Source organism: Acidimicrobiia bacterium, assembly GCA_040880805.1.
Classification (GTDB): domain Bacteria; phylum Actinomycetota; class Acidimicrobiia; order IMCC26256; family DASPTH01; genus DASPTH01.
The window spans coordinates 1-25,386 of sequence record JBBDHW010000020.1 but is presented as its reverse complement, the minus strand read 5'-3'; the positions used below and the strand labels follow the sequence as shown (position 1 = coordinate 25,386).

Sequence of the window (25,386 nt, the reverse complement as noted above, 5' to 3'; positions counted from 1 at the left end):
CGATCGTTACACGCGCGCGCCGGCGCGGGCGCGTCGGGGGGTCAGCGCCGCGAGCACTTTGAGCTCCTCGACCTTCAGCACCCGGCAGAGGCCGAGGTACAGAGCGGTACCGGCGACAGCTCCGGCCACGGTGGCCAGGATCGCCTCGCCGGTCGTGGACGAGCCGATCCCGTGGGCGATCGCCCACGTGACGCCCGCGACCGCGAGTGCCGCGACCACCACCCGCACGCCCGTGGACGCGAGGCGGCGTCCGTCGATTCCATGGAGGTCGCGGTGAAGCACGCCCAGCACGATGCCCGCGCCGACGAAGTACGCGAGAGAGAACGCCAAGGCCAAGCCCGGGATACCGAGCCACGCGTAGAGCGGGAACGCCAACGCGACGTTTACCGCGTTCTCGGCGCAGTTGATCAAGAAGGGAGTGCGCGTGTCGAGGCGCGAGGTGAACGCACGCAGCGCGAAGAGATAGAGGGAGAACGGCAAGAGCCCCACCGCGAACGCGGCGAGTGTGTCGGCAACCTGCACCGCGTCGCCGCCGGTGAACGCGCCGCGCTGCAGGAGCGCGACGACGATTGGTCGCGCAAGGCCGAGGTACATCGCGACCGCAGGCGCGATTACCAGTGCAGTGAGCCGCAGGCCGCGCGACAGCTGCGCGCGCAATGCGTCGAGGTCGCCGCGCGCGGCCACGCTCGCGAGCTCCGGCGCGAACGTCGTCGCGAGTGATACTGCCAGGAGACCGTGGGGGAGTTGGAAGAACGCGTACGCGCTGATGTAGACGAACGGGCCACCTGCGGTGCCGTTCCCGAGGATCGTGACAACGAGGAGCGCGATCTGGTTCGCGATCACGTACCCGACGGTCCATCCCGACACGCGAACGAGTGTGACGACGGCCGGATGCCGGAAGGCAGGCAGGTAGCGCAGGTGCACGTGCGCGCGGTGCAGCGCAGGGAGCAGTGCAAGCGCCATCACGACGATCCCTGCCGTCGTGCCGAGGCCCATGAGCAGCACGAGAGCGTCGTCGTCGAGCACGCCGTGGACGGACAGCGACCCGCTGACGACACGCGGTAGTGCGAGGAACACCGCGATGACGACGATGTTGTTGAGCGCGGGGGCAAAAGCCGCTGCCGCGAATCGCCGCTTCGCGTTGAGCATCGCGGTGGCGAGCGTCGCGATCCCGTAGAAGAGCATTTGTGGCATGAACAGACGCAGGAGTTCGGTGGCGAGCTCCTGTTGCTGCGCGCGATTCGGGCCGTTTACCCGCAAGGTATAGAGGTCGACGATCCAGGGCGCGAGCAGTACACCGATGACGGTGATCGCGAGGAGCACGAGGATCGAGACCGTGAACACCGCAGCGGCAGCGTCGTCGTCGCGCGACTCGAAATGGCGCACGAAGAGCGGCACGAGCGTGGCAGTGAGCACGCCTCCGAGGAGCAGCTCGTAAACGATGTTGGGCGTTTCGTTCGCGTAGCTGTACGTCCCGGCGAGCGCGGTGACGCCCAGCGCGTACGCCATCGCCGCGATGCGCACGAACCCCGTGAGGCGTGAGAGCGCGGTGCCCAGCCCGACCACCGCGCTCGAGCGCAGGACGCGCGAGGTGTCGCTGTCGCCCGCGGTCGCGAAGCGCCGCGTGTCGAAGCCGGGAGCGTCGAACTGTGGCGACTCGAATTGGGGAGCGTCGAGCTGCGGGTCGTCGAGCAGGGGTTCGTCGACCCGCGGGTCGTCGTTCACGCCGTCTGGCGGCGACGTCGTCGACGGCGGATGTCCCAACCCCACCAGAGTGCGAGGAACACCACCGCGCCCACGGTGAGGAACACGCCGACGCCGCTCACGAACGAGGACCGAACTGTGACCTCGGAGGTCTGGATGGGCAGCCCGCCCGCGGTGGTCACGGTCATCACCAGTGGGAAGGTGCCCGAGCTCCGCGTCTCGACTGCGATCCTGACGGTCTGGTTCTTTCCGGGCTGGAGGCTGATGTCGCGGTCGGCGCCGTCGGGGAACAGCAGCTTGTCGCTCGCGAGGGAAAGATGGATCGGAACCTCACGGTCGGCGTCGTTGCGGAAGGTGAGCGGGATCTGCGCTTTGCTCGCGGTGAGGGTGACCGTCGACTGCCCCGGTGGTATCCGAATGAGCGACAGGAAGTCGCGGCCCGATTGTCCGATGGCATGTAGCCGGTCGCGCGCCCGGCGACGGCCCGCGGGCTTCTCCAAGTTCGCCGAGAGCGAGGAGAGCAGCATCCGGTCGGCGCGCGCGACGCGCGTGTCCGATTCGCCGAAGAGAGCGGCGATCCCCTGGCGGTCTTGGAGCGCGTCGTAGTACTGGCTCGCGGTCACCGGCGGCTTTCGCACCCTCACGGGTGCGAGCACGCGGACCACGGGGTTGCCGTCGGGCTCGTCGTCGACCGTCGCGGTCGGGGTCTCGGCGAGGAGGGTATCGACGGTGACGGGCCGCAGGAGCGGGTTCTGGCGCAACCCGGTGAGCACCGCGTTCACGAACTCGTCGGACGCGTCCCAGGTGTTCGGGTTGGCGAAGGCCACCCCGCGAGCGAGGCTCGGCTGCTCGCCCGCGATCACCGCCAGGGCGGCCAGGAGGTGTGCAGCGCGGAGCGCGGGAGCCTCGTCACCTTGGAGGAAGCGCTGGAGACCGGGATCGGTCGCGACGACGGTCACTGCGTCGGCCGCGTTGCCCGGCGCGCGAGCCACGAGCGCGGGGCGGGAGGGTGTGAACCGCCCGTCGTACGGCTCGAGCGCGCCGCCGTCGACCACGAGCCGCGGCCTCCTCGCCGCGTTCCGGAGCGCATCGAGCGATGTGGTGTCGAGTGGACCGGGCATCGCGGTGCTCGGGTCGAAGTGGGAGCTGAAGAAGGTCTGGAGCGCGTCGCCGCCGCGGTCGAGCTCGTTGGCGAGCGTTGCCCCGAGTCCACCGTCGAAGATCGACGGCAGGTCGAGTGGCACGAACGGGCCCGCGAGCACCTGGTGGTGCGGCACCGCGGAGGTCAACGCGGCCACCCCCGCCGCGAGACCGACGTCGTCCTGCGCGAGCGTCGACCATGCGTCGAGGGTCTCGGGGCTCGGTGCGAGCGTGAGGGGAACGTCGGCGTCCGCCCCGATCAACGTGGCCTGTCGGCCGAGCCGGCCGGTGACCCCGAGCTGCTCGACGACGGCGGGATCGGGGCTACCGTCGAACCCGAGCGCGGGGTCGGCGACGAGCGGCCACACCCACGCGACGCCGAGGGGCTTCGGTGCCGCTCCCGAGAGGTCGGCGACGACGACGTGCGTGACGAACCCGGCGAGCGTGTGATCGTCGCTGTCGCGGAGTTGCACCTCGATCGGGTAGATGCCGTTCCCCGATCGCCGGACGTTGAGCCGGTTGAGGTCGACGGGTACGACCCGCACCCCGCTCGCGTCCGCGAGATAGTCGTCGAGTGGAAGCCGCAGCAGCGTGAGCGTCTGCCCCAGGGGTGGGTTGTCGCCGGTGATCGTCGCGTCGAACGCGCTGCGCGACAACAACCGGTCGTGCACCGTGAGCGTGAGCCGCAGACCTTCGGGTACGGCGTTCGTCTGGAGGTGCATCGTGAACGTGCCGCCGGCGGGAGTCCACGGATCCTGACCCGTGAGCGTGAGCGACGGTGGCGTGCCGCTGGTCTGCGCGTGCACCGGTCTGACGAACGCGGCGCTTCCGACCACGAGCGCGGCGGTGAGCGCGGCGATCCCGAGCTTGGCCTTCACAGTGAACGTCCCAACACCGCGAGGCCGGCGGGGAGCACGCTGAAGCCAAACGACTCGTACAGCGAGAGCGCGGCGTCGTTCTCGAGCTGTGTGTTCACGAAGGCGCGCACAGCACCGTGACGCCAGAGCCAGTGCATCGCGTCGGCGACCAACGCGGTTCCCCACCCTTGGCGTTGCGCGTCGGGGTGAACGGCAACGCGCTGGAGGTAGCCCTGGCTGCCCGCGCGTCCGGTGATCGCGTAGCCGGTGAGCGTCTCCTCGGAGCGTGTCGCGCGGAACTGGTGTACCGGTGTGGCGTCGAGCGCGTCGCGCAGACCGAGCGCGGCGAGACGCCAGAACGTGTCGAACGCGACGTCGTCGAGCGCGAGCACGGCCGCGCGGTCGCGGCGCGTGGCCCTGGTCACCGGCCGCGCCGGCTCCGTGCCCGAACGGCGAGCCGGCAGTCGGGGCTCTTCATCGATCTCGTGGGTCAGGAGATGCAAGCGCTCGCGCACGGTGAAACGCGCTTCCACGAACCGCTCTTCTTCGGCCGGTCCTATCGCGCTCGTGAGCACCTCCTCGTATCCGGCCGCCCGTGCCCGCTTCAGGCAGGCGAGGACCGCCTCCCCGCTCAGCGGCGCGTCGGGTGCTACCACCAGATGGGCGACACGACCGCCGCCGCGCCAGGGACCGAGCCGGGCCCAGGCGTCCCCGAAGCGCAGGGTCTGCTGTCTCGCGGGCACATGCCAGGGTAACCGGAGGCCCCCCTTCAGGGGCCGCGTCGACCGGTCGATACCGCGGTCACATGCTGGATCTCGACCGACTGTTGCGCTTCGCCGTCGAGCAGGGCGCCTCCGACGTGCACGTCAAAGTGGGTGCACGTCCGCGCCTGCGCGTCGACGGTCGCCTGCGCGAGGCACCCTTCGACACCGTCGAACCGACCGACGCCGAAGAGTGCGCCGCCGCGATCATGCCCGACGCGCGTGCGGCGGAGTTCCGTACCACCAGCGAGGCCGACTTCATGTATGACATCACCGGGCTCGGGCGCTTCCGCGTGAGCGCGTTCCGCCAGCGCGGTTGGGTCGGCCTCGTGCTGCGCCGCGTGCTGCCCGGCATCCCGGGATTCGAGGCGTTGTCGCTGCCCGCCTCGGTCGCCGCACTTGCCGACCAACCTCACGGTCTGGTGCTCGTGTCGGGTCTCGCCGGTTCGGGGAAGACCGCGACGCTCGCCGCCATGGTCGACCACGTGAACAGCACACGTGAGTGTCACATCGTCACGATCGAAGATCCGGTCGAGGTATTGCACGCGGACAAGCACGCGGTGGTCGATCAGCGCGAAGTGGGGACCGATACGCCGAGCGCGCACTCGGCCCTTGTGCATGCGCTCCGGCAGGACCCCGACGTGATCATGGTGAGCCAGATTCGCGACTCGGCGTCGGCATGGGCAGCGCTGCAGGCCGCGGAGACGGGTCACCTTGTGCTGTCGAGCCTTTCGACGGTCGGCGCGGTCGAGACCATCGAACGACTGATCGACATGGTCCAGCCTCACCTGCAGCGCCAGGCGCGCGCTTCCCTCGCGTTTGCGTTGCGCGGGATCGTGTCGCAGCGGCTGCTGCCGCGCGCGGGCGGGCGTGGGCGCGTCCCCGCGGTAGAGGTGCTCGTCGTGAACTCCCGCGTGGCCGAACGGATCGCGCAGCCCGATCGGCTCACAGAGCTCGCGCGCGAGATGGCCGACGGTGATCTGTACGGAATGCAGACGTTCGACCAGAGTCTCGTGCATCTGTACCAAGGTGGGCTCGTGGCGCGTGCGGACGCGCTCGCGCATGCCGACGAACCGAGCGAGATGCGGTTCGAGCTCGACCGTGCCGACTTCGAACGTGGCGGTGCGCCCGCGCCCGAGGATGGGGCCCCGCAGCCCGTTCTCCGTTCAGGCACCGAGCCGGCGCCGCAGGCACACCACGAACCGGGTGCGCCGCTGCCGCAGCGCGTGCGCGCGAGTTAGACCTCGACTCCCCGTTCGGGCACGGAGCCGGCAGCCGTGAACGCGCGTGCGAGCAATGGTGTGTGCGCGTCGAGCAAGTCGTCGACGTTGACGACCGGACGCGTCTCCGTGCCTGAATGGTGAGCCGGCTCGTCGTCGAACGGCAACGGGTCGGTCGGCGGGGGAAAGGTCCGAGCAACTGCGGGTGAGCGCATGTTCGAAGTCGGTGGCGCGGCCGGGATGACCATCGGTGGGCGATCGTCCCAGAGGCGCGGTGAGGGTGTTCGGCGGTCCTGGAGGTGCCAGCCCCGAGGGGGCGTGAGGGCGTCGGCGTGGCGGGCGCAGAGCACGCCGGCGCCGGTTCCCCGATCGGGGTCGAGCGGGTCGAGCCACACGAGGGCGGCGCGTCCGTCGAAGCAGAACAACGCAACCGCGTACCCACCACAACCCACCCGCGAGCACGGCATCCCCACGACGCCGACGGTAGCGGAGGGATCGCCGTGCCCCGTGGACAGGCGGGTCACAAGTGCGCGGCGCGTGCGCGGCCGACCGACGAGAATGGCTCCGATGACCACCGTTCCCGCGCGCCTCCAGCCGCTGCTCGCACCGGAATCGCCGGTGCAGCAGCTCGCGCGCCGGCTGGTCGACGCGGGTCACGAGTGCCTCCTCGTCGGCGGCAGCGTGCGCGACGCGCTCCTCGATCTCGTCCACGTCGACGTCGACCTGGCCACGAGCGCGCGCCCCGAAGCGGTCGAGGCGCTCGTGAGTGGTTGGGCCGAGCACGTGTGGCTCCAGGGCCGGCGTTTCGGCACGGTCGGCTGCGTGCGCGAAGGCGTCCGCATGGAGATCACCACCTTCCGCGCCGAGGTCTACCGGCCCGAGAGCCGCAAGCCCGAGGTCGCCTACGCCGACGACGTCGAGACCGACCTCGCGCGCCGCGACTTCACCGTGAACGCGATGGCCATCCGCCTGCCCGAACCCGAACTGGTCGACCCCTACGGGGGCGTCGCCGATCTCGCCGCGCGTCGGCTCCGCACGCCGCTCGAACCCGAGATCTCCTTCCTCGACGACCCGCTGCGGATGTTGCGAGCGGCGCGGTTCATCGCGGGTCTCGAGCTCGTGCCGGATCCCGAGTTGGTGCGCGCCGTGGAAGCGCTGCGGCGGCGCCTCGAGATCGTGAGCGCCGAGCGCATCCGCGACGAGCTGTCGAAGCTGCTGCTCGTCGACGACCCGAGCGCCGGCCTGTGGTTCCTCGTCGAGACCGGACTGTCCGACGAGTTCCTGCCCGAGCTTCGGTCGATGCGACTCGAACAGGATCCGGTGCACACGCACAAGGACGTGCTCGCGCACACGATCGCGGTGGTGCGGAACACGCGGCCCGAGTTGCGGGTCCGCCTCGCGGCGCTGTTCCACGACGTCGGCAAGCCGAAGACGCGGTCGTTTGCGGGCGGAGTGGTCAGCTTCCACCATCATGAGGTCGTGGGCGCGCGCATGACGGAGGAACGCCTGCGCGCGCTGAAGTATTCCAACGACATCGTCGAGGACGTCGCCAAGCTCGTCTACCTGCACCTTCGTATCCACACCTACGCGATGGGGTGGACCGACAAGGCGGTGCGTCGCTACGTGCGCGACGCCGGTGACCTGCTCGACGAGCTCAACCACCTCCAACGGTGCGACTGCACAACGCGCAACAAGAACCGGGCGCGCGCGCTCGCTCGGCGCATGGACGAGCTCGAGGCGCGGATCGCCGAGCTCCGTGAACAGGAGGAGCTCGATTCGATCCGCCCGCCGCTCGACGGCCGGCAGGTCATGGACATCCTCGGCATCGAGCCGGGACGCCTCGTGGGCGAGGCGCTCGACTTCCTGCTGGAGGTACGGCTCGACGAGGGACCGATCGACGAGACCGACGCCTACGAGCGCCTCGCAGAATGGGCCCGCGCGCGCGGCATCAAGAGGTGACGCGCTCCGAGCTGGAGTCGTACGCGTCGAAGTGCAGGCCGTGGGTGCGCGACGGCATGCTTCCCTACTGGCGGCGCACCGGCATCGACCCGCGCTACGGCGGCTACCGGCTCCGCGACTACGGAGCGGTCCGGTGGGCGCGGTTCCACCGTTGGCGGGCGCGCCGGTGCGCGACCAAGCACGTGATGTCGCACGCGCGCCTCGTGTGGGTGTTCTCGCACGCCCAGCTCGCCGGCTGGACGGATCCGTCGGGTGCAGATCTCGATGCGGCGCGAAACGGCTACGAATTCCTCGTGGAGCACTTCTGGGACGCGGAGTACGGCGGCTGGCGATCGGAGACCGCTCGCGACGGAGGGCCCCGCGACGAACGGAAGAGCCTCTGCGGGCAGGTGGCGATGCTGCTGGCCCTCGTCGAGTACGTGCGCGCGACCGGTGATGTCGGTGCTCTCGGCTATGCCAACGAGACCTTCGATCTGATCGAGTCACGCTTTCGCGACCAGACGTTCGGCGGCTGGACGGAGAACCTCTCACGCGACTGGCAGCCGGTCGACGCCGACGAACGGCCGATGGTCGATCGGATCGGGGTGAAGAGCGCCAACGTCAACCTCCATGTGATGGAGGCGCTCGCCGAGCTCGGCGATCTCACCGGCGACCCCCGCGTACTCGTGTCGCTGGGCGAGTCGGTCGACATCATGCGGACTCGGTTCCTCACCGACGACCCATCCCAGTGGGTCGGCTTCCGGGAAAACGACTGGTCGTTCGTCGACGATCCCGACGCGCTCATGCACTCCTACGGCCACGCGGTGGAGCACGCCTGGCTTTCGATCCGCGCCGAGCAGGTGCTCGGTCGCGAACCCTCGTGGGACTACTTCTTCGTGATCGTCGACCACGCGCTGCGCTTCGGCTTCGACCACGAGCGGGGCGGTCTCTACACGAGCGGACCGGTCATCGGCCCGGCCACCAACGAGGAGAAGCAGTGGTGGGGGCAGGCCGAGATGATCGCGGCCCTCACCGACGCCTCAGTGCGTTGTCCCGACGGCGGCTACGACGTCGCGCTCCTGAAGACCGCCGAGTTCGTGCACGCGCACTTCGCCGACCCGTCCGACGGTGTGTGGTTCGACACGGTCGCCGCCGACGGAACGGTCCTGTTCCGGCGCAAAGCGCACGACTGGCAGTCGAGCTACCACGACGCACGCGCGCTGGTGAAGTTCGCAGGCGCGTACGCGCCCTAGCCTCCCGACACACCGAACAAGCCGGACGCGGTCATCGCGACAGCTCCGGCCAGAGGTGCAGCGCGGTGCCCCCCAACACGAGGTCGCGGTCGCGTTCCGACAGGTTGGCGCATGCACGTCGAGCGAGGGCGACGAGGTCCGTGTACGGACGGTCATGAGTTTGAGGAAAGTCCGAACCCCACACGAGGCGTTCGGTGCCGAACTCCGCGACCAGCCGGTCGACGATCCCGCTGGCTCCGCCGTACTGCTCCGCAGCTTCGAGGAGATGCGAGGTGATCTTGCAGTGCAGGTTGGCGTGCGGGGAGAGGCGGAACAGCTCGCCTGCCTCCGGGTAGGGCGGACCGCCGTCGAGCGCCACGAAGCCGCAATGGTCCAGCACCACTGGCTGCTCCGGGAAGTGCCGCAGCACACGCTCGAGGCGGGGAAGGTGCTCGGGCAGGCACGCGACCACGACCCGCAAGCCGAGGTCGGCGCACGCCTCCCACACCGCGAACGTCACCGGATCGTCGAGCCACGTGGGCTGCGGGCGTTCGAGCGCGCTGATCGAGAACAGACGGACGCCGGTGAACCGAGGCTCCCGCGCCAGCTCTTGCAGCCGCGCCGGTGAGAGCGGATCTTCGGGGTCGACGATCGCGATGCTCACGAAGCGGTCCGGACGCGCTGCTGCAGCGTCGACGACGTACGAGTTGTCGAAGGTGTACGCGCCGAATGCCTGCACCAGGACCGCCGCGTCCACGCCTGCTTCGGCGGTGAGCGTGGCGAGCTCTTCCGCGGTGCACGGAGCGTCGCGGAACCACTGGGAGCCCACGCCCGACGGCCGCAGGGGATAGCGCGCTTCGTCGAGCCCGATGACGTGTGTGTGCGTGTCGACGATCACCGGGCCCTAGTAGCCGACCGACAGGTCGACGATGTTTCGGAGGTCCTCGCCGCGCGCGTACCGGCCGAGGTTGTCGGCGAAGAGATCGAAGAGAGTTTCGAGGTAACGATCCTGTGATGCCGAGGAGTGCGGTGAGATGTAGATGTTCGGCGCATCCCAGAGCGGATCGTCGGCCGGGAGCGGCTCGGCGCGCGCGACGTCGATGATCGCCGCGCCGAGATGGCCGCGCTCCAGTGCGTCGATCAGCGCGGCTTCGTCGACGAGAGAGCCGCGCGCGACGTTGCAGAACACCGTGCCCGGCTGCATCGCCGCGAACGCGGCGGCATCGAACATGTTCTCGGTGTCGGGCGTGGCCGGCGCGCTGAGCACCACTGCGTCGCAGCGCGCGAGGACGTCGTGGAGATCGTCGGTGCCGAACAGCTCGTCGCACAGGGGCGACACGTCTCCCGGCCGGTAGCTGCGCCGGATGCCGATCGTGCGCGCGCCGAGCGCACGCGCACGCACCGCGACCGCGCCCCCGATAGCCCCGAGCCCGACGAGACCGACCGTCGACGCGTCGAACACGCGGCCGAAAGTTGCCCGCCACTTGTGCGCGCGCTGGAGCTCGTCGAGATCGGCGAAGCGCTTCCACACCCCCAACAGGCGCGCAATGACGAACTCGGCAATCGGCACGGCGGCGACACCGACCGCGTTCGTGAGCACCACGTGGTCGGCGAGGCCGGTCTCCCGCAGATGGTCGATCCCTGCACCGATCGCCTGCACCCAGCGTAGGTTCGGCGCAAGCTCGTCGATCCCCTTCGGGAGGTCGAGTGCCATCACGACCTCTGCGTTCGCCCACACCCCGCGGCGCTCGTCGGTGAGCTCGTCGAGGCGCTCCGCATCGCGCACGTGCCGCCCGAACTTCGGGCCGACGTAGGGCAGCGCGAGAACTTCGACGCCGGGCACAACCGAACGGAGTTGGTCGAGTAGGTCTGCGCGCTCCTGCCACGGGTACGCGACGACCACGCTTCCCGTGAGTCGCTCAGCCAATGATCAGGTGCCTTCTTTGCGGGCGCGCCACACGACCGTCGTCGGTACCGCGGCCTCCGCCGGAGCCCGCTCGGTGAGAGGACGGTATCCGGCAGGTGTCGGCTCGAGCAGGGTCTCGATCCGGAACCCGGCGCGCGCGAGATCGGTGAACGTCTCGCTCAGGCTGCGCGGGTACACCGTCACGGATTCACCCCAACGCGTTACCGTGACCGGCATGGTGTCGAGATACGAGCGAGTGACTCTGCCCTCGGCGAGACACAGCGAGAACGGATGCGCGTGCGAGAACACGAAGTGTGCGTTGGGCTTCAGCACGCGTTGCACCTGGCGGAACACGCGCGCCGTATCGTCGACGGTGTCGACGGCGAACGCGCTGAACACGACATCGACGGAATCAGCGCGTAGAAACGCAAGATCGGCGAGATCCTCGGCGCGGAACTCGACGCGCACCTCTGCCTGTTCGGCGCGGCGGCGAGCTTGTGCGAGGCGCGCCTCGTTCGAGTCGACCGCGATGACCACCGCGCCCTGCTGCGCGAGCGTGATTGCGGCGCTGCCGTCGCCACACCCGAGGTCGAGGACGCGCTTGCCCTCGACGTGGCCGACGAGGTGAACCTCGCGCTCGGCGGGACCGTCGGGTCCGTACAGCAGGTCGGCCACCGCTAACCCTCGCCGCGGATAAAGGCTTCGACCATCTCTCGCGCCTCTTCGTCGTGGTATTGCACCGCAGGCGACTTCATGAAGTACGCCGACGGGCCCGCGAGCGGGCCGCCGATGCCGCGGTCGAGCGCCACCTTGCAGCAGCGCACGGCGTCGATGATCACTCCCGCCGAGTTCGGCGAGTCCCACACTTCCAGCTTCAGTTCGATGTTGAGCGGCACGTCGCCGAAGTTGCGGCCTTCGAGACGGATGTAGGCCCACTTGCGGTCGTCGAGCCACGGCACATGGTCCGACGGCCCGATGTGTACGTTGTCAGACTCGATGCCCTGCTCGATCTGGCTCGTGACCGATTGCGTCTTCGACTTCTTCTTCGACTCGAGCCGCGTGCGCTCGAGCATGTTCTTGAAGTCCATGTTGCCGCCGAAGTTGAGCTGGTACGTGCGGTCGATCGACATGCCGCGGTCCTCCATCAGACGAGCCAGAACGCGGTGCGTGATGGTGGCACCAACCTGGCTCTTGATGTCGTCGCCGACGATGGGGACTCCGGCGTCGGTGAAGCGCTGCGCCCACTCGGGATCGCTCACGATGAACACCGGGATCGCATTGACGAATCCGACGCCGGCGTCGAGGCATGCTTGCGCGTAGTAGCGCTGGGCCTCTTCGGAGCCGACCGGCAGGTAGCTCACGAGGACGTCGGCGCGCGTGTCGCGCAGCACCTGCGCGACGTCGACCGCCGCCGCCGGCGATTCCTCGATGACCTCGCGGTAGTACTGACCGAGGCCGTCGAGCGTGGGGGCGCGGTGTACCTCGATGCCGAGTGTGCCGACGTGAGCGAACTTGATGGTGTTGTTCTGGCCCGCGTAGATCGCCTTGGCGAGGTCGAGGCCGACCTTCTCGGCGTCGACGTCGAAGGCTGCGACGAACTCCACGTCGCCCACGTGGTAGCCGCCGAGCACGACGTGCATCAGGCCGGGTACGTCGTCGGCGGGGTTGGCGTTGCGGTAATAGTCGACCCCTTGCACCAGGCTGCTCGCGCAGTTCCCGACGCCGGCGATCGCGACACGGACTCGACCACTCATGATCCGGTGTCTCCTCTTGTTCGGCCATTGGCCGCGCGGGTGTTGTCGGCGGCGCCGTCGCGTAGTTCAGCCGCGATGAGCGCCTCGATCCATTCCAGATCTCGTTGGGTGGACTGTGCCCGGTGCTCGAAGAGAGAACGTGAGTAGCGGTCGCCTCGGGCGGAACCCGATCGCCGTGAGCGCGCGAGGTGGCTGGTGAGCTCGGCACGGCGGCGCTCGAGCAGCGCAACACGCGCCACGGGCTCGAGATGGCCGCAGAACACTAGCTTCAACGCGAAGGTGCGGTCGTCGTCGGACGCGTCGTCGGCGAGCAGGAGCTCGTCGAGGCGCGCGTTGCCGCGTTCGATGATTCGGTACGCCTTGCGCGTGCGACGGCTGGTCTTGCCGGTGTGCCGCTGTCGCGCGGCCGCGCGGTCGCCGTCGAGCGAGCCGGTGGCGGGGATCGGGGTGGCCGTCAACCCCGGTTCGACGATCTCGATGGCGCCTTCGCGCTCGAGCCGGCGCAGTGCCGGGTACAGCGAGCCGTACGAGATACCCCACATCGAGCCGAGGCTCTCCCCGAGCCGCTTGCGCAGCTCGTAGCCGTGGAGCGGCTGTTCCTTCAGAAGTCCGAGGATGGCGAGGTCGAGCACGGGTCAACTCCGATGCACCGTGATTCGATATATCGATTCGATATATCGAGGCAAGTCTATCGCGGGTGTCGGATCAGGAACACCCGGGGGTTCGAGCACTGTTGTGGCACCGGTACACTGCCCGCCGTGCGCCGGCACACCGACTACGCGCTGGCCCGACGGGCCGTGCTCCGTGATCTGCAACGTGGTGCCGTCACCCGCCTCGACGTCTGCGACGCGCACCCCGAGCTCCTGCGTGCGGGCCGCAACATCGGCGAAATAGCGCCGTACGACTGCCCTGTGTGCGGCGAGGGCAACGTGCGGTACGTGTCCTACGTCTACGGCGAAAAGCTCGGCCAGGCCAACGGCCGGTGCATCTCCTACGACGGTGAGCTCGAAAAGCTCGGCACCATGCACGACGAGTTCGCCCGCTATGTAGTCGAGGTCTGCCTCGACTGCTGCTGGAACCACCTCTCGCGCCGCGAGCTCCACGGCCGCCGCTACAACGACGAGGCCGAGGGCGCGTCGAACCGGCGCCGCGCGGCTCGGAGTTAGTCAGCTCGCGAGCTCGGCGCGCAGATCGGCGAGCCGCACTCCGAGCTCCTCGAGCACGACCACGCCGAGTCCCCCGTCCTCGTCGAGCATCGTGGCGAGCAGGTCGTCGCAGGTGACCTTGACGACAGCCGCGTCCTCGGCCCGGTGCAGGATGGTCCTCGCGCGCTGCGTGACCCGTCGTAGCTCGTCGGGCACCGACGGGTCCGGCTCGTAGGGTGTCAGCCCGCCGATGTGCACGTCGACGCCGAGTTGCTCCGCGCGATCATGAAGTGCTTGGGGGTCGACGCCGACCGCACGCAGGGCGTCAGCGTCGTTGAGGTGCACGGCCAGCTGAGATCGAATCTCGCGTTCGGTCGCGTCGCGCGTCACCCCTCGCTCGGTCAGTGGCCCGCCGTCGGCGGCCTCCTCGGCGCCAATCAGCGCGAGCAAGAGGTGTTCGGTACCGATGTAGTTGTGTCCGAGCCCAATGGCGTATCCGGTCGTCGACTGGATGGCGGCGCGCGCCTCGGGAGTGAAGCGTTCGAACATCAGGACCCCCCGTCGACGAGTGCGGCGTATTTGTGATGCACGGCCTGCTTGGTGAGGTTCAAGCGGAGAGCGATCTCACGCCACGACCACCCGAGCGTACGGGCGCGCCGCACGTGCTCGAGCTCGAGTTGCTCCGCCAGCCGCCGCAGTGCAGCAGCGGCCTGCAGCCCCACGGCCGGATCGGCGTTCGTGGCCTCTCGGCCGAGCGACGCCACCTGCTTCTGATCCACGTCGTCAGCATACTTTGACGGTTCCGGCTTGTCAACAGGTTTTGACGACAACCGAAACACCGAGGTGATTCGACGAGCCCGCGCCGTGTGTCGTCGGTGGCAGGGCCCCGACGGGCTAGCACTTCGCCAGTCGACGGGCTCCCGTTCCGTCACGGTACGGGTGGCTGCTTCGTCCGTGTGCTCCCCGGGCCGCCGCGGGGCTACTCTGCGTCTGCCGCCGGGAGCCGTGGGTGCCCTGGACGGTGGAGGTGCCGAGATGGCCGGATCTCGTCCGACCAGCGCGCCCGACGTTGCCGCCCGCAAGGGCTCCGGCACGCCGCTCGTGATGGTCACCGCGTACGACGCGCCGTCCGCGCGCGTGGTCGACGAAGCGGGGGTCGACATCATCCTCGTGGGCGACACGCTCGCGATGGTGGTGCTCGGCTACGACAACACGCTGCACGTCACCACCGAGGACATGGCACACCATGTCGGTGCCGTCGCGCGCACGAAGCCCGAGGCCCTCGTGGTCGGCGACCTTCCGTGGATGAGCTACCACGTGTCGCGCAAGGAGACCGTCTGCAACGCGGCGGCGCTCGTGCGCGCGGGCGCGGGTGCCGTGAAGCTCGAAGGCGGGCGCAAGCGGCTCGACTCCGTGCGCGCCATCCTCGACACCGAGATCCCGGTGATGGGCCACGTCGGCCTCACGCCGCAATCCATCCATGCGTTCGGCGGCTTCCGCGTGCAGGGCAAGACGCTCGACGCCGCGCGCGAGATCGTCGACGACGCGGTCGCGCTCGCCGAGGCCGGTTGCTTCGCGGTGGTGCTCGAGTGCGTTCCCGACGCGGTTGCGCGGTTGGTCACCGATTCGATCCCGGTACCAACGATCGGAATCGGTGCTGGTCGTCACTGCGACGGCCAGGTGCTCGTGTATCACGACCTGCTCGGCCTCCAGGACTACCTGCGCCCGAAGTTCGTGCGGCGCTACGCCAACCTGCACAACGACGCCGTCGAAGCAGTCGCGCGGTTCGCCAACGACGTGCGCGTGGGGAGCTTCCCGTCGAGCGACGAGACCTATCACGCGGCCGACGACGTCGCCGAGACGCTGCGCATCAACGACACCTCGAGCTCCACCGAGACCGCCTCCGCGTGACGCGTCGAGCGTGACGCGTACCCGAGCCGTAGCCATCGGGCTGCTGTTCGCGGGCGTGGTCGGCATCGCTGTCGCCGTGGTGCTGTTCGCGCGTGACGATGGCGACGGTTCGAGCACGCCGGTGTCGTCGTCGTCGCTCGTCATCGGAGCGAAACCCGCGTCCGCGCCCTTCGTCGGTCTCACCGCGACGCAGGTGGCAGTGGGCGGGCGGTGCCTGCGGGTCGTGGTTGCCGACGACCTGGCCGAGCGCGTGCAGGGGCTCCGGCAACGTCGCGGGCTCGGCCCCTACGACGGCATGCTGTTCGTCTTCGATGGGCCCACCGTGACCGGCTTCACGATGTCGGCGGTGCCGGTTCCCCTCGACATCGGCTTCTACGCCGCCGACGGCACCCCGGTGTCGCGGCGTCACATGAAGCCGTGCCCGGATGCCGAGCCGGTCTGCCCGCTCTACGAGGCGGGTGCCCCGTTCACCGACGCGCTCGAGACGCTCAGGGGCAAGCTTCCGTCGGGCGCACTTTCCGGGTGTAACTGACACACCCCGGCAGTAGGCTCCGTCTCGATAGATCACGTCGAAGATGTACTGCTAGCCTGACTTGTTCAAATCCTGCGCCCGGAGCCGCGCCCGTATACCGGCCGGTCATGCGGTCGCCCGGCAGCGCTGCTGCGGTCCGAAGGAGGTACAGCCCTTGCGGCCGTACGAGGTCATGTTCATCTTCGACGCGGATCTGGAAGAGGAGACGATCCGGTCCGCCGTCGCCCGCTACTCCGAGTTGATCGAATCGAAGGGCGCCGAGCCCGGCCCGATCGACTTCTGGGGGAAGCGGCGGTTCGCCTACGAGCTCAAGCACCGGTGGGAGGGCTACTACGTGGTCCTCCAGGCCAAGGCCGAGCCCGTGGCGATGGAAGAGCTGCACCGGGTGCTCTCCCTGGCTGACGAAGTTCTCCGTCACAAGATCCTCCGCATCCCCGAACAGGTCTACGGCAAGCTGGCCGGCGCGGTGCCGGGGCGGCAGGCGCGCCCCGCGCGAGAACCGGCAGGCCCCGAGCCTGAGCGGGAGGCGGAAGCCAGCGTGACGGACGCATAGGGAGGAAGACCATGGCAGACAGCACCGTCACGATCGTCGGGAACCTCACTCGCGATCCAGAGATCCGTTACACCACCGGAGGCGCGGCGAAGGCCAGCTTCGGCGTCGCCGTGAGCCGGCGGTGGCAGAACCGCCAGTCCCAGGAGTGGGAGGAGCAGACGAGCTTCTTCAACGTCGTCTGCTGGCGTGAGATGGCCGAGAACGTCGCCGAGTCCATCGGAAAGGGCTCGCGCGTCGTGGTCACCGGCCGCCTCGAGCAGCGCAGCTGGGAAACCGAGAACGGCGACAAGCGCAGCGTCGTCGAGATCGTCGCCGACGAAGTGGGCCCGAGCCTGCGCTGGGCCACCGCGAAGGTCGTCCGCAACGAGCGTCGGGGCGGCGACAGCGGCTTCGGCTCAGCCGGTGGCTCGGCCGGTGGCGGCAACGCCGGTGGCGCCGGTGGCGGCGGTGGCGGCGGTGGCGGGAGCAGCGAATCCGACGACGACTCCGGTGAGGAACCGTTCTGATGGCACGAGACCGACGCACCAATGGCAAGTCTGGGGCCGCCGACCGACGGCGGCCCCAGAAGAAGAAGATCTCGATCCTCAACACCGAGAGTGTCGGTTGGATCGATTACAAGGACGTCAACCTGCTCCGGCGATTCATGTCGGAGCGGGCCAAGATCCGCGCTCGCCGCGTCACCGGCAACTCGGCGCAACAGCAACGAGCGGTCGCGCGCGCGATCCGCGTGGCACGCGAGATGGCGTTGCTGCCGTACAGCGTGCGGCAAGTCACCACTCAGCGTAAGGGCGGCCGTCGCGATCGCGGCGACCGTGAGGGTCGCGGCGAGTTGCGGGAAGACATGACGTCCCTCGTGCCGCCCCCCGACGCCGATGCCGACGCGTTCGCGGTCGAAGAAGCCGATCCCGCGACGGCCGAGGTGCTGGCCACGATCGGTCCGGACACCGGCTACGAACCAGAACGGCAAGCCCGTGATTTCGGTGATGCCGAGGTCATCGAGGTCATCGACGCCGAGGTCGACGCCGAGGACGACGTCGACGTCGAGCCCGACGCCGAGGATGACGAATGAAGATCGTGCTGCGCGAAGACGTCGAGACCCTCGGCCGGAAAGGGGACCTGCTCGATGTCGCCGACGGCTACGGCCGCAACTACCTCGTTCCACGTGGCCTCGCGATCAAGGCCACGAAGGGCGCGGTCGCCCAGTCCGAGGCGATGCGGCGCAACCGGGAGGCACGCGAAGTGCGCGACCGCACTGCGGCGGAGGAACTGGCGGAGCGGCTCAACACCGGGCCGCTCACCGTCGAAGCGCGCGCGGGTGAGGGCGGCAAGCTCTTCGGGTCGGTCACCGCGGCCGACATCGTGGCCGCGCTGCTCGACCGCACGGGCATCGAGGTCGACCGGCGCAGCGTGATGCTCGACGACCCGATCCGCGAGCTCGGCGAGGTCGAGGTGCCGGTGCGCCTGCATCCCGAGGTCGTGGTGCCGCTCGTGGTCGCCGTCGTCGCGCAGTAGCGCGCGAGGGAGAGCCGTCAAGTCGGTGGATCGACCCTGATCAGGGGGTTAGATGTCGTACCCCCGTGCTCGGATGGGACTGTGCATCCGATCCGTCCTCCCCAGGCCTGGGGACAACCAGGCCCAAGATCCCCAAGAGAAACCCGGGTTTTGGGGCTAGCGATCCACAAGCGCAGTGCCGCACACTCCGAGGCTCACGCGCAATGAGCGGGGGGGAGGCCGGGTCGGCAGTGGTCCAGACGATTGACGCCGTTCGGCGCCCGCAGACCGGCCGAGTGCCGCCGCACAACCTCGAGGCCGAGGAGTCGCTCCTCGGGGCCATGCTCCTCTCGCGCGACGCGATCACTGCCGCGGTCGAGGCGCGCGTCGACGGCCCCGACTTCTACAAACCGGCCCACGGCCACATCTACGACGCCGTCCAGTCGCTCTACGGGCAGGGTGAACCCGCCGACCCGGTCACCGTCGCCGAGGAGTTGCGCCGCGCCGATCTGCTCGAGTTCGTCGGTGGACGCGCCGCGCTGCTGCAGATCCAGGCGTCCACGCCCGCGTCCGCCAACGCCGGCCACTACGCGCGCATCGTCAACGAGCTCGCGCTGCTGCGGCGTCTCATCGCGGTCGCCGGCGACATCTCGGAGATGGGCTACGACTCGCCCGACGACGTCACCGAAACACTCGACCGCGCCGAGTCCCTCGTGTTCGAGGTCGCCGAACGTCGCGTCGCCGAGACCATGATCGGCATCCAGGACGCGCTCCAGGAAACACTCGACGACCTCGAGCGCCGCTACGGCGACAGCTCGGAGCTGGTCGGCGTGCCCACCGGCTTCAGCGACCTCGACGCCATCACCCTCGGCTTGCAGAAATCGAACCTCATCATCGTCGCGGCGCGGCCCGGCATGGGCAAGACCAGCCTCGCACTCGGCATGGCCCGTAACGTCGCCACCGTGACGGGCCGGCCCGTCATGTTCTTCTCCATGGAGATGGGCACCATCGAGCTCACGAAGCGCCTGCTCGCTACCGAAGCGCGCGTCGACACGTCCCGCCTCTGGACCGCGCGCCTCGACGACGGCGATTGGTCGCGTCTCGGCCACGCCGTCGGCCGGCTCGCGGAAGCGAAGCTCTTCATCGACGACAACCCGCACTGCACGGTCATGGAGATGCGCGCCAAGGCACGGCGTATGCATGCGCGCCACGGCGATCTCGCGCTCGTCGTCGTCGACTACGTGCAGCTCATGACGCCGAGCTCCACCCGCCGCGCGGAGAACCGCCAGGTGGAGGTGTCCGAGATCTCCCGCGGCCTCAAGATCCTTGCCCGCGAGCTCGACTGCCCGGTGGTCGCGCTCTCACAGCTCAACCGGCAGGTCGAGTACCGCCAAGACAAGCGCCCGATGCTCGCCGACCTCCGCGAGTCGGGCGGGCTCGAACAAGACGCCGACGTCGTGGCCTTCATCTACCGCGACGAGGTCTACAACCAAGACTCCGAGGACCGCGGCAAGGCCGAGATCATCGTGGCCAAGCACCGGAACGGGCGCACCGGCAAGGTCGAGCTCGCCTTCCTGCCGCACCGCACGGCCTTCGAAGACATGGCCCGCGACTAACTGAGCGAGCGACCCATCGCCCGCACGGCTCAGAACAGGCGCAGGTCGAGCGGCGCGCCCGCGCGCAGCTCGTCGAGGTCGATCTCCACGCACTCGACGCCGCGGCTTTGCGCGAACACGCGCGCCTGCGGCTTGATGCGCGTGGCGACGAAGAGCCCCTTCGTGGGGGCGAGGCTCGGGTCGAGGTCGAGGCGTTCCTGGTAGCGCAGGAGCTGTTCCACACCCGCGATCTCGCCGATGCGCTTCACCTCGATCACAATTGCCGAGCCGTCGTCGTCGCGGCACAACAGGTCGACGGGGCCGATGTCGGTGGGGTACTCGCGACGCACGAGGCGCAACCCGTCGCGCAATGCGGCCACGCGTCGCGCGATGAGCTCCTGGAGCTCGGCCTCCACGCCGTCTTTCGCCAGACCGGGGTCGTCGCCGAGCTCGACGGCGTAGTCGTGTACGACCTCGTGGAGCTCGATCGTGAGCCGTTCGCCACCGGGGTTGACCGCGACGATCGTGCCGTCACCTTCGCGGATCGTGCACGGCGGGCTCATCCAGTTCAGCGGCTTGTAGGCCTTCGTGTCGGCGTGCACCGCGATCGAACCGTCGGCCTTCAGCAGGATGAGGCGCAGCGCGCGCGGGAGACGCGCACCCAGGCGGCCTTCGTACTCCACCGAGCAGTCCGCGACCAGCACCCGCATCCGGGCGCACGCTACCGGGCCGCTTCGCTGCGAGCCCGACGAGCGACGCACGCGCGGCGCGCCGTACGATGCTGGCGTGGACTACGACGAGATCCTTCGGGAGCTGATCACCGCAGTCGGCGCCGCGCTGTTCATCGCCAACCTCTGGGCCCTGGTCCGCCGACCCCACGACGCCGACCGCGTGAGCGCGACCACCGTCGCCCGCGCCCGCCCCGGTAGTCCCGTCCGCGGCCAGGCCAATCCGGCGCAGAAGCGCGAGCTCGCGCAAGCTCCGGTCGCGCGCACCGTCACCTACATGGTGCTCGGCTTTCTCGTGATGGTCGCGGGGCTCGCCTCGCTCACCGCGTAGCCGCGTGGACGACGGGCCGCTCACCGGCCTCCGCGTGGTCGACCTGGCGGTGGCGCGGGCCGGACCCACGTGCGTGCGCCAGCTCGCCGACTTCGGCGCCGACGTCGTCCAGGTACAGCCCCCCAGCGGCACGGTGTCGTTCGCGTCCGGCGGTTCCGACGGCGCGAACCTCCACCGCAACAAGCGCTCGGTGATCATCGATCTCGCCACCGAGCAGGGCCATGCCGTGCTGCTGCGCCTCGTCGAGCACGCCGACGTGCTCGTCGAGAACTTCCGTCCCGCGGTGAAGCACCGGCTGCGCGTCGATCCCGACACGCTCTGGGTGGTGAACCCGCGGCTCGTCTACGCGAGCATCTCCGGGTTCGGTCAGGACGGGCCGTATGCCGACCGTCCGGGCGTCGACCAGATCGCGCAGGGCCTCGGCGGGCTGATGAGCGTCACCGGGCCGCCGGGCACGGGTCCCTCGCGCGTCGGCATCGCGATCTCCGACACCGCAGCCGGCACGATCCTCACTCAAGGCGTGCTGGCCGCACTGATCGCGCGCGAACGCACCGGTCGTGGTCAATGGGTGCACACTTCGCTGCTCGAGTCGATGATCAGCTTCATGGACTTCCAGGCCGCGCGCTGGCTCATCGACCACGAAGTGCCCGGCCAGGTCGGCAACCAGCATCCGACGGTCGTGCCGATGGGTACGTTTCCCACCGCCGACGGCTACGTCAACGTGTCCGCCATGGGCGACTTCCCGGGGTTCTGCTCGCTCATCGGCGCGCCCGAGATCGCCGACGACCCGCGCTTCGCCGACGGCTCGTCACGCCTCGAGCACCGCGACGCGCTCGAAGCGGCGATCGGCGAGGCCTTCCGCGCGCGCCCGACCGCCGAGTGGGTCGAACTGCTCGCCGAGGTAGTGCCGTGCGGCCCGGTGCTGCGCATCGACGAGGTGTTCCGCGATCCCCAGGTACACCACCTCGGGATGACGCGCACGGTCGTGAACCTGTCGGGCGAGGAGATCGAGGTGTTGCGGCCGCCGCTCACCTTCTCCGAGACGCCGGCGACGATCCGGCGCGGCCCGTCGTTGGCGGGTGCCCACACGCGGGAGGTACTCGAGGAGATCGGATACGGCGCCGACGAGATCGACGCGCTGCTCACGGCGGGCGCGGTGGCCACGGAGGCGCGACGCAGGTGAGCGTGACCGAGATCGACACCGGAACCCCGAAGATGCTCGCCCGGGTCGAGGACGGCATCGGCTGGATGACCTACAACAACCCCGAGCGCCACAACGCGATGTCGATCGAGATGCAGGTCGCGGTCCCGCGTATCCTCGCCGCGTTCCGCGACGATCCGGAGGCCCGTGTCGTCGTCGTCACCGGCGCGGGTGACCGCGCGTTCGTGTCGGGCGCCGATATCTCGGAGTTCGGCGAGCGCCGCACGTCAGTCGACGCGCGCGCCGAGTACGACACCGCGATGGCCGACGCGTGGCGCGGGTGGCGTGAGCTCGACAAGCCCGCGCTCGCCATGATCCGCGGCTATTGCATCGGCGGCGGGTTGCTCGCCGCGCTGCGCACCGACATCCGGATCGCCGCCGAGGGAAGCCAATTCGGCGTGCCCGCGGCGCGCCTCGGCCTGGGCTACGCGTTCGGCGGCGTCGAAGAGCTCGTCGCGCTGGTCGGTCCGTCATGGGCCGCCGAGATCCTGTTCTCGGCGCGTCGGCTCTCAGCCCACGAAGCGCTGCGCATCGGGCTCGTGAACCGCGTCGTCCCCGCCGACGAGCTCGAGACCGAGGTACGCGCCCTCGCGCACGCGATCGCGTCGAACGCGCCGCTCACGGTGCGGGCGTGCAAGGTGGCGATCCGCGAGGCGTTGCGCGCGCCCGCGGAACGCGACCGCGCGCTCGTCGACGAACTGGTGGAGGCGTGTTTCCGCTCCGACGACTACCTCGAAGGGCAGGCCGCGTTCGCCGAGAAGCGCGAGCCGCGTTTCCGCGGGGCGTAGTCGGGTCAGGGCTTCGCGTACTGCGCGATATCGCCCGAGACGTCGATCGCGACACAGTTTTCGTTGCCGATCACCCAGCCGTCGTGCCCGGGCGGGATCTCGGCGAGCTCGCCGGGCCCGATCTCGAGCTCGGTGCCGTCGTTCATCCGCACGCCCATGCGCCCCGACAGCACGAAGGTCTTGTGGTGCACCTGGCAGCTGTCGCCGCCCACGATCGGCTTCACGTGCTCGGACCAGCGCCATCCCGGCTCGAACGTGCCGCGTCCGAGGGTCACGCCGCCGACCGTGATCAGCGCCATCTCGCCCTTGCCGACGGTCCTCGACTCGTCGGGCGAGTCGATGCTCTTCTTCTCGAGCTTTGCCATCCGGATCTCCCGTCTCGATGTGTCCGATCGTTGCTCCGGTCATCGTCTACCAAATCGCCGAGCCGTTACAAGTTGGCTCACGGATCCAGGTGCCCGACGCGCGGGTGCGGTACCCGCGCCCGCGAAACCGGCCTACGCGGTCACTACCACCCGGACGCGGCCGAGGTTCACGAGTCGGCGCTGCGTCGCGCCGCTGTCGCCGTCGCGATGCGCGGTCACCCGGACGCACGGGAAGTAGGTCCCGGGTGTGTCGTACGTCGCGCGGCGGTCCACGTCCATCTGCTTCTGACTACCGTCGATACCTTCTTCGACGACTGGCCATGTGCCGGAACCGTCGAAGTCCCACTCCACCGCGACGATCCGGCCTCCTCCGGGCGGCGACGCGATCTCGGCTTGGAGCCGAACGGCCTCGCCGACGCGCACGTCCGCGCGCGCCGCACCGTTCGCAGTCGCGTGCACGACGGGCTGGATCCCCTGGCGCTGCGCCGCGTCGTCGGGCAGCACGATCGCTCCGTCGGCGCTGCGGTCGACCGCGGTGTCGGCCGGCGGAACCTTGGAGAACTCGACCCAGTCGATCACGTCGCGGATCGCCTGCTGCACGTGGCCTGCGTAGTCGATGAGGCGCGTGCTCGCGACGGGCGAGCGCCCGGGTCGCAACGCGGACGACGGCAGGTGCATGGCGTGCTCGGTGAACCACACGCGCACGTAGCGTTCGCTTCCGCGTCGTTCGACCAGCTGCCGGCGCAGGTTCTCCGCGCCGCACGGCCAGCACTGACCGTCGTGCAGGTTCTGCACCACGATGCATTTGGCGTCGAACGCGCCGTGGTACGGCGCGACGAGATAGAGATCGGGTGAGCCGGTCGCGCTCTCGCGCTGGGGGTAGATCGGCGAACCGTCCACGGTGAACGTCGCGAACTCGGGGTAGTCCTCGTGCTGGTGTCGGGTGAAGTGCGAGTAGGCGAGGAAGTTGCTGTTGTCGAACGCGATCTCGTCGCCGGCTGCGACGTCCTCGAAGCCGATGCTCATGTTGCGGCGCCCACCGGCGGCGACGATCACGTCCCCGCCGCCACCCAAGCTGATGAGCTCGCGGTCCTTCGCGGCTCCGCTCTGCACGGTGAGCCACGCGCCCGCCGCATCGCGCGCCGGCAACCCCTCGATGACCACGCCGATCGGCATCGCCGGTGTGATGCGCGCGATGCCTGCGACCGCGAGGTACTGGTACGGATCCATCGCGTCGACGGCTGGGCTCGCGACGACCTCGGCCGCGGTCAGCACGCGCCGGACCGCATGTGTCGACTGGATGCGCGCGTTCCGCACGCTCTCCGTGGTGCCGCCGTAGCCCGGCGCGGTCCAGAAGTCGTCGAAGTACGCAGGGTCGAAGTCGACGAGTCCGGGCACCACGCCGTTGAGCGCGATCGACACCGGGTAGATCTGGTCCTCCGCGCCGCGCGGGAATCCGAGCTTGTACACCGCGCCCAGTGCCTCGCGTTGCTCGGTGGTGAGCCCGGCGAACGGGTCGCCGCTCCCGCCGGGCGCGGTGGCGTCGATCACGCGCTCGAGCGCGTCACCGAGCACCCGCGCGGCGTTGGCCACCGCTGCGCAGAGCACCTGCTGCGCGACGTGCGGGAGGATGTATACCACCGCACCCTGGTAGAGGTCGGGCGCGTGCTCGAGGATCGCGATCGTGCGGCCGGCGCCGCCGCTCCCGCCCCAGATGTATCCGTGGTGTGGCTCGTCGCCGTACATCTCCGCCGCGATCGTTCGCGCGCGACGCGCGCTCGCGACGCTCGCGCCGTAGTGGTGGATCTCGCGGTCGAGATGCGTCGCGTCGGGACCCATGTGGCCCTGGTTCGACACCACGAGATAGCCGCCGTACGCGCACGCGAGCGCGATGTCACCCGGTTGTGCACGCGGTGTTCCGCCGCCGCCGCCCTCGATGTGGTGCAGGAAGCGGCCCTCGTACTCCTCGGCGGGCGGAAAGGAGAAGGAGAACTCCGTCTCGGTGTTCTCGAAACCACCGTGCACATGCCGGTGCCGCACCGGCTCGTCCCGCCACTCGTCGAGTTCCACGAACGGACGGGCGAAGTACGAGTCGTCCATCGACCGTTAGGGGGGCGGGAGCGTGGTGCTCGTGGTGGTCGGCAGCGTGGTGGTCGTGGTGGTCGGGAGCGTGGTGGTCGTCGTGGTCGTGTCGGGGGGCAGCGTCGGGGACGTCGACGACGGCTCGGACGTGG

At 69.5% G+C, this 25,386-nt stretch carries 27 protein-coding genes and 1 pseudogene; 14 read left to right on the top strand and 14 right to left on the bottom strand.

Annotation, left to right across the window (positions count from 1 at the left end; genetic code table 11):
- Window positions 1-6 precede the first annotated feature (6 nt).
- From murJ to WD271_04225, 3 genes are read right to left on the bottom strand one after another with little or no spacing between them, the layout of a single operon-like run.
- On the bottom strand, window positions 7-1,725 hold the full coding sequence (gene murJ, locus WD271_04235; GenBank protein MEX1007036.1) for a murein biosynthesis integral membrane protein MurJ: 1,719 nt from the start codon (window positions 1,723-1,725) through the stop codon (window positions 7-9).
- A complete protein-coding gene (locus WD271_04230; GenBank protein ID MEX1007035.1) occupies window positions 1,722-3,722 on the bottom strand; it encodes a DUF6049 family protein in 2,001 nt (666 codons plus the stop codon). The genes murJ and WD271_04230 overlap by 4 nt, the downstream gene beginning before the upstream one ends.
- Window positions 3,719-4,444 carry a GNAT family N-acetyltransferase gene (locus WD271_04225; protein ID MEX1007034.1) on the bottom strand — a complete coding sequence of 242 codons (726 nt, stop codon included), beginning with the start codon at window positions 4,442-4,444 and terminating at the stop codon, window positions 3,719-3,721. Before WD271_04225 ends, WD271_04230 begins: the two co-directional genes overlap by 4 nt.
- Window positions 4,445-4,506: 62 nt before the next feature.
- Here WD271_04225 and WD271_04220 point away from each other — a divergent pair, with 62 nt between their 5' ends.
- The gene (locus WD271_04220; protein ID MEX1007033.1) at window positions 4,507-5,703 is read left to right on the top strand and encodes a PilT/PilU family type 4a pilus ATPase; all 1,197 of its coding nucleotides are present in this window, start codon (window positions 4,507-4,509) and stop codon (window positions 5,701-5,703) included.
- On the opposite strand, the gene WD271_04215 is transcribed toward WD271_04220, so the two are convergent.
- Window positions 5,700-6,149 carry a DUF3499 family protein gene (locus WD271_04215; GenBank protein MEX1007032.1) on the bottom strand — a complete coding sequence of 150 codons (450 nt, stop codon included), beginning with the start codon at window positions 6,147-6,149 and terminating at the stop codon, window positions 5,700-5,702. The two genes, WD271_04220 and WD271_04215, sit on opposite strands and share 4 nt — an antisense overlap.
- Window positions 6,150-6,249: 100 nt before the next feature.
- Between WD271_04215 and WD271_04210 the strand changes: the two genes are divergently transcribed.
- Both WD271_04210 and WD271_04205 read left to right on the top strand, forming a co-directional pair.
- On the top strand, window positions 6,250-7,641 hold the full coding sequence (locus WD271_04210) for a CCA tRNA nucleotidyltransferase (protein ID MEX1007031.1): 1,392 nt from the start codon (window positions 6,250-6,252) through the stop codon (window positions 7,639-7,641).
- On the top strand, window positions 7,638-8,873 hold the full coding sequence (locus WD271_04205; protein MEX1007030.1) for an AGE family epimerase/isomerase: 1,236 nt from the start codon (window positions 7,638-7,640) through the stop codon (window positions 8,871-8,873). The genes WD271_04210 and WD271_04205 overlap by 4 nt, the downstream gene beginning before the upstream one ends.
- A gap of 31 nt (window positions 8,874-8,904) precedes the next feature.
- Here the strand turns inward: WD271_04205 and WD271_04200 are convergent, their stop codons facing one another.
- Genes WD271_04200 through WD271_04180 form a run of 5 tightly spaced genes read right to left on the bottom strand, consistent with a single transcriptional unit; the run spans window position 8,905 to window position 13,144 of the window.
- On the bottom strand, window positions 8,905-9,750 hold the full coding sequence (locus WD271_04200; protein MEX1007029.1) for an amidohydrolase family protein: 846 nt from the start codon (window positions 9,748-9,750) through the stop codon (window positions 8,905-8,907).
- A gap of 6 nt (window positions 9,751-9,756) precedes the next feature.
- Entirely contained in the window at window positions 9,757-10,779 is a 1,023-nt protein-coding gene (locus WD271_04195) for a D-2-hydroxyacid dehydrogenase (GenBank protein ID MEX1007028.1), read from the bottom strand.
- A gap of 3 nt (window positions 10,780-10,782) precedes the next feature.
- Window positions 10,783-11,433 carry a class I SAM-dependent methyltransferase gene (locus tag WD271_04190; GenBank protein MEX1007027.1) on the bottom strand — a complete coding sequence of 217 codons (651 nt, stop codon included), beginning with the start codon at window positions 11,431-11,433 and terminating at the stop codon, window positions 10,783-10,785.
- A 2-nt stretch (window positions 11,434-11,435) separates the two neighbouring features.
- Window positions 11,436-12,512 carry an inositol-3-phosphate synthase gene (locus tag WD271_04185; protein ID MEX1007026.1) on the bottom strand — a complete coding sequence of 359 codons (1,077 nt, stop codon included), beginning with the start codon at window positions 12,510-12,512 and terminating at the stop codon, window positions 11,436-11,438.
- A complete protein-coding gene (locus WD271_04180) occupies window positions 12,509-13,144 on the bottom strand; it encodes a PadR family transcriptional regulator (protein ID MEX1007025.1) in 636 nt (211 codons plus the stop codon). Before WD271_04180 ends, WD271_04185 begins: the two co-directional genes overlap by 4 nt.
- A gap of 126 nt (window positions 13,145-13,270) precedes the next feature.
- On the opposite strand from WD271_04180, the gene WD271_04175 reads away from it, so the two are divergent.
- A complete protein-coding gene (locus WD271_04175; protein ID MEX1007024.1) occupies window positions 13,271-13,678 on the top strand; it encodes a DUF5318 family protein in 408 nt (135 codons plus the stop codon).
- Here the strand turns inward: WD271_04175 and WD271_04170 are convergent, their stop codons facing one another.
- Window positions 13,679-14,206, bottom strand: coding sequence for a Clp protease N-terminal domain-containing protein (locus WD271_04170; protein MEX1007023.1), 528 nt, complete (start codon window positions 14,204-14,206; stop codon window positions 13,679-13,681).
- Window positions 14,206-14,436: a helix-turn-helix domain-containing protein gene (locus WD271_04165; protein MEX1007022.1), complete on the bottom strand. Its 231-nt coding sequence runs from the start codon at window positions 14,434-14,436 to the stop codon at window positions 14,206-14,208. Before WD271_04165 ends, WD271_04170 begins: the two co-directional genes overlap by 1 nt.
- A gap of 256 nt (window positions 14,437-14,692) precedes the next feature.
- Between WD271_04165 and panB the strand changes: the two genes are divergently transcribed.
- The 7 genes and pseudogenes from panB (at window position 14,693) to dnaB (ending at window position 19,760) form a co-directional block, all read left to right on the top strand.
- Window positions 14,693-15,568 carry a 3-methyl-2-oxobutanoate hydroxymethyltransferase gene (panB, locus tag WD271_04160; GenBank protein MEX1007021.1) on the top strand — a complete coding sequence of 292 codons (876 nt, stop codon included), beginning with the start codon at window positions 14,693-14,695 and terminating at the stop codon, window positions 15,566-15,568.
- A 10-nt stretch (window positions 15,569-15,578) separates the two neighbouring features.
- The gene (locus WD271_04155) at window positions 15,579-16,100 is read left to right on the top strand and encodes a DUF192 domain-containing protein (GenBank protein ID MEX1007020.1); all 522 of its coding nucleotides are present in this window, start codon (window positions 15,579-15,581) and stop codon (window positions 16,098-16,100) included.
- A gap of 154 nt (window positions 16,101-16,254) precedes the next feature.
- Window positions 16,255-16,653 carry a 30S ribosomal protein S6 gene (gene rpsF, locus WD271_04150; GenBank protein ID MEX1007019.1) on the top strand — a complete coding sequence of 133 codons (399 nt, stop codon included), beginning with the start codon at window positions 16,255-16,257 and terminating at the stop codon, window positions 16,651-16,653.
- 11 nt (window positions 16,654-16,664) lie between these two features.
- On the top strand, window positions 16,665-17,159 hold the full coding sequence (ssb, locus tag WD271_04145; GenBank protein ID MEX1007018.1) for a single-stranded DNA-binding protein: 495 nt from the start codon (window positions 16,665-16,667) through the stop codon (window positions 17,157-17,159).
- A pseudogene (gene rpsR / locus WD271_04140) lies at window positions 17,159-17,413 on the top strand (30S ribosomal protein S18). The gene ssb and the pseudogene rpsR overlap by 1 nt, the downstream one beginning before the upstream one ends.
- Before the next feature lie 305 nt (window positions 17,414-17,718).
- Window positions 17,719-18,165 (top strand): 50S ribosomal protein L9, encoded by a 447-nt coding sequence (gene rplI, locus WD271_04135; protein ID MEX1007017.1) that lies wholly within the window; start codon window positions 17,719-17,721, stop codon window positions 18,163-18,165.
- Window positions 18,166-18,368: 203 nt separating this feature from the next.
- Window positions 18,369-19,760, top strand: coding sequence for a replicative DNA helicase (gene dnaB / locus WD271_04130; GenBank protein MEX1007016.1), 1,392 nt, complete (start codon window positions 18,369-18,371; stop codon window positions 19,758-19,760).
- A gap of 29 nt (window positions 19,761-19,789) precedes the next feature.
- Here the strand turns inward: dnaB and nucS are convergent, their stop codons facing one another.
- Entirely contained in the window at window positions 19,790-20,449 is a 660-nt protein-coding gene (nucS, locus tag WD271_04125; protein MEX1007015.1) for an endonuclease NucS, read from the bottom strand.
- Window positions 20,450-20,525: 76 nt separating this feature from the next.
- Between nucS and WD271_04120 the strand changes: the two genes are divergently transcribed.
- Genes WD271_04120 through WD271_04110 form a run of 3 tightly spaced genes read left to right on the top strand, consistent with a single transcriptional unit; the run spans window position 20,526 to window position 22,787 of the window.
- On the top strand, window positions 20,526-20,798 hold the full coding sequence (locus tag WD271_04120) for a hypothetical protein (protein MEX1007014.1): 273 nt from the start codon (window positions 20,526-20,528) through the stop codon (window positions 20,796-20,798).
- A 4-nt stretch (window positions 20,799-20,802) separates the two neighbouring features.
- Window positions 20,803-21,981, top strand: coding sequence for a CaiB/BaiF CoA-transferase family protein (locus tag WD271_04115; protein ID MEX1007013.1), 1,179 nt, complete (start codon window positions 20,803-20,805; stop codon window positions 21,979-21,981).
- 2 nt (window positions 21,982-21,983) lie between these two features.
- Window positions 21,984-22,787 carry an enoyl-CoA hydratase gene (locus WD271_04110; GenBank protein MEX1007012.1) on the top strand — a complete coding sequence of 268 codons (804 nt, stop codon included), beginning with the start codon at window positions 21,984-21,986 and terminating at the stop codon, window positions 22,785-22,787.
- Window positions 22,788-22,792: 5 nt separating this feature from the next.
- Here WD271_04110 and WD271_04105 read toward each other — a convergent pair whose 3' ends face one another.
- Window positions 22,793-23,152, bottom strand: a complete 360-nt coding sequence (locus tag WD271_04105; protein MEX1007011.1) for a cupin domain-containing protein — start codon at window positions 23,150-23,152, stop codon at window positions 22,793-22,795.
- Between the two features lie 132 nt (window positions 23,153-23,284).
- A complete protein-coding gene (locus WD271_04100) occupies window positions 23,285-25,252 on the bottom strand; it encodes a hypothetical protein (GenBank protein ID MEX1007010.1) in 1,968 nt (655 codons plus the stop codon).
- Window positions 25,253-25,386 lie beyond the last annotated feature (134 nt).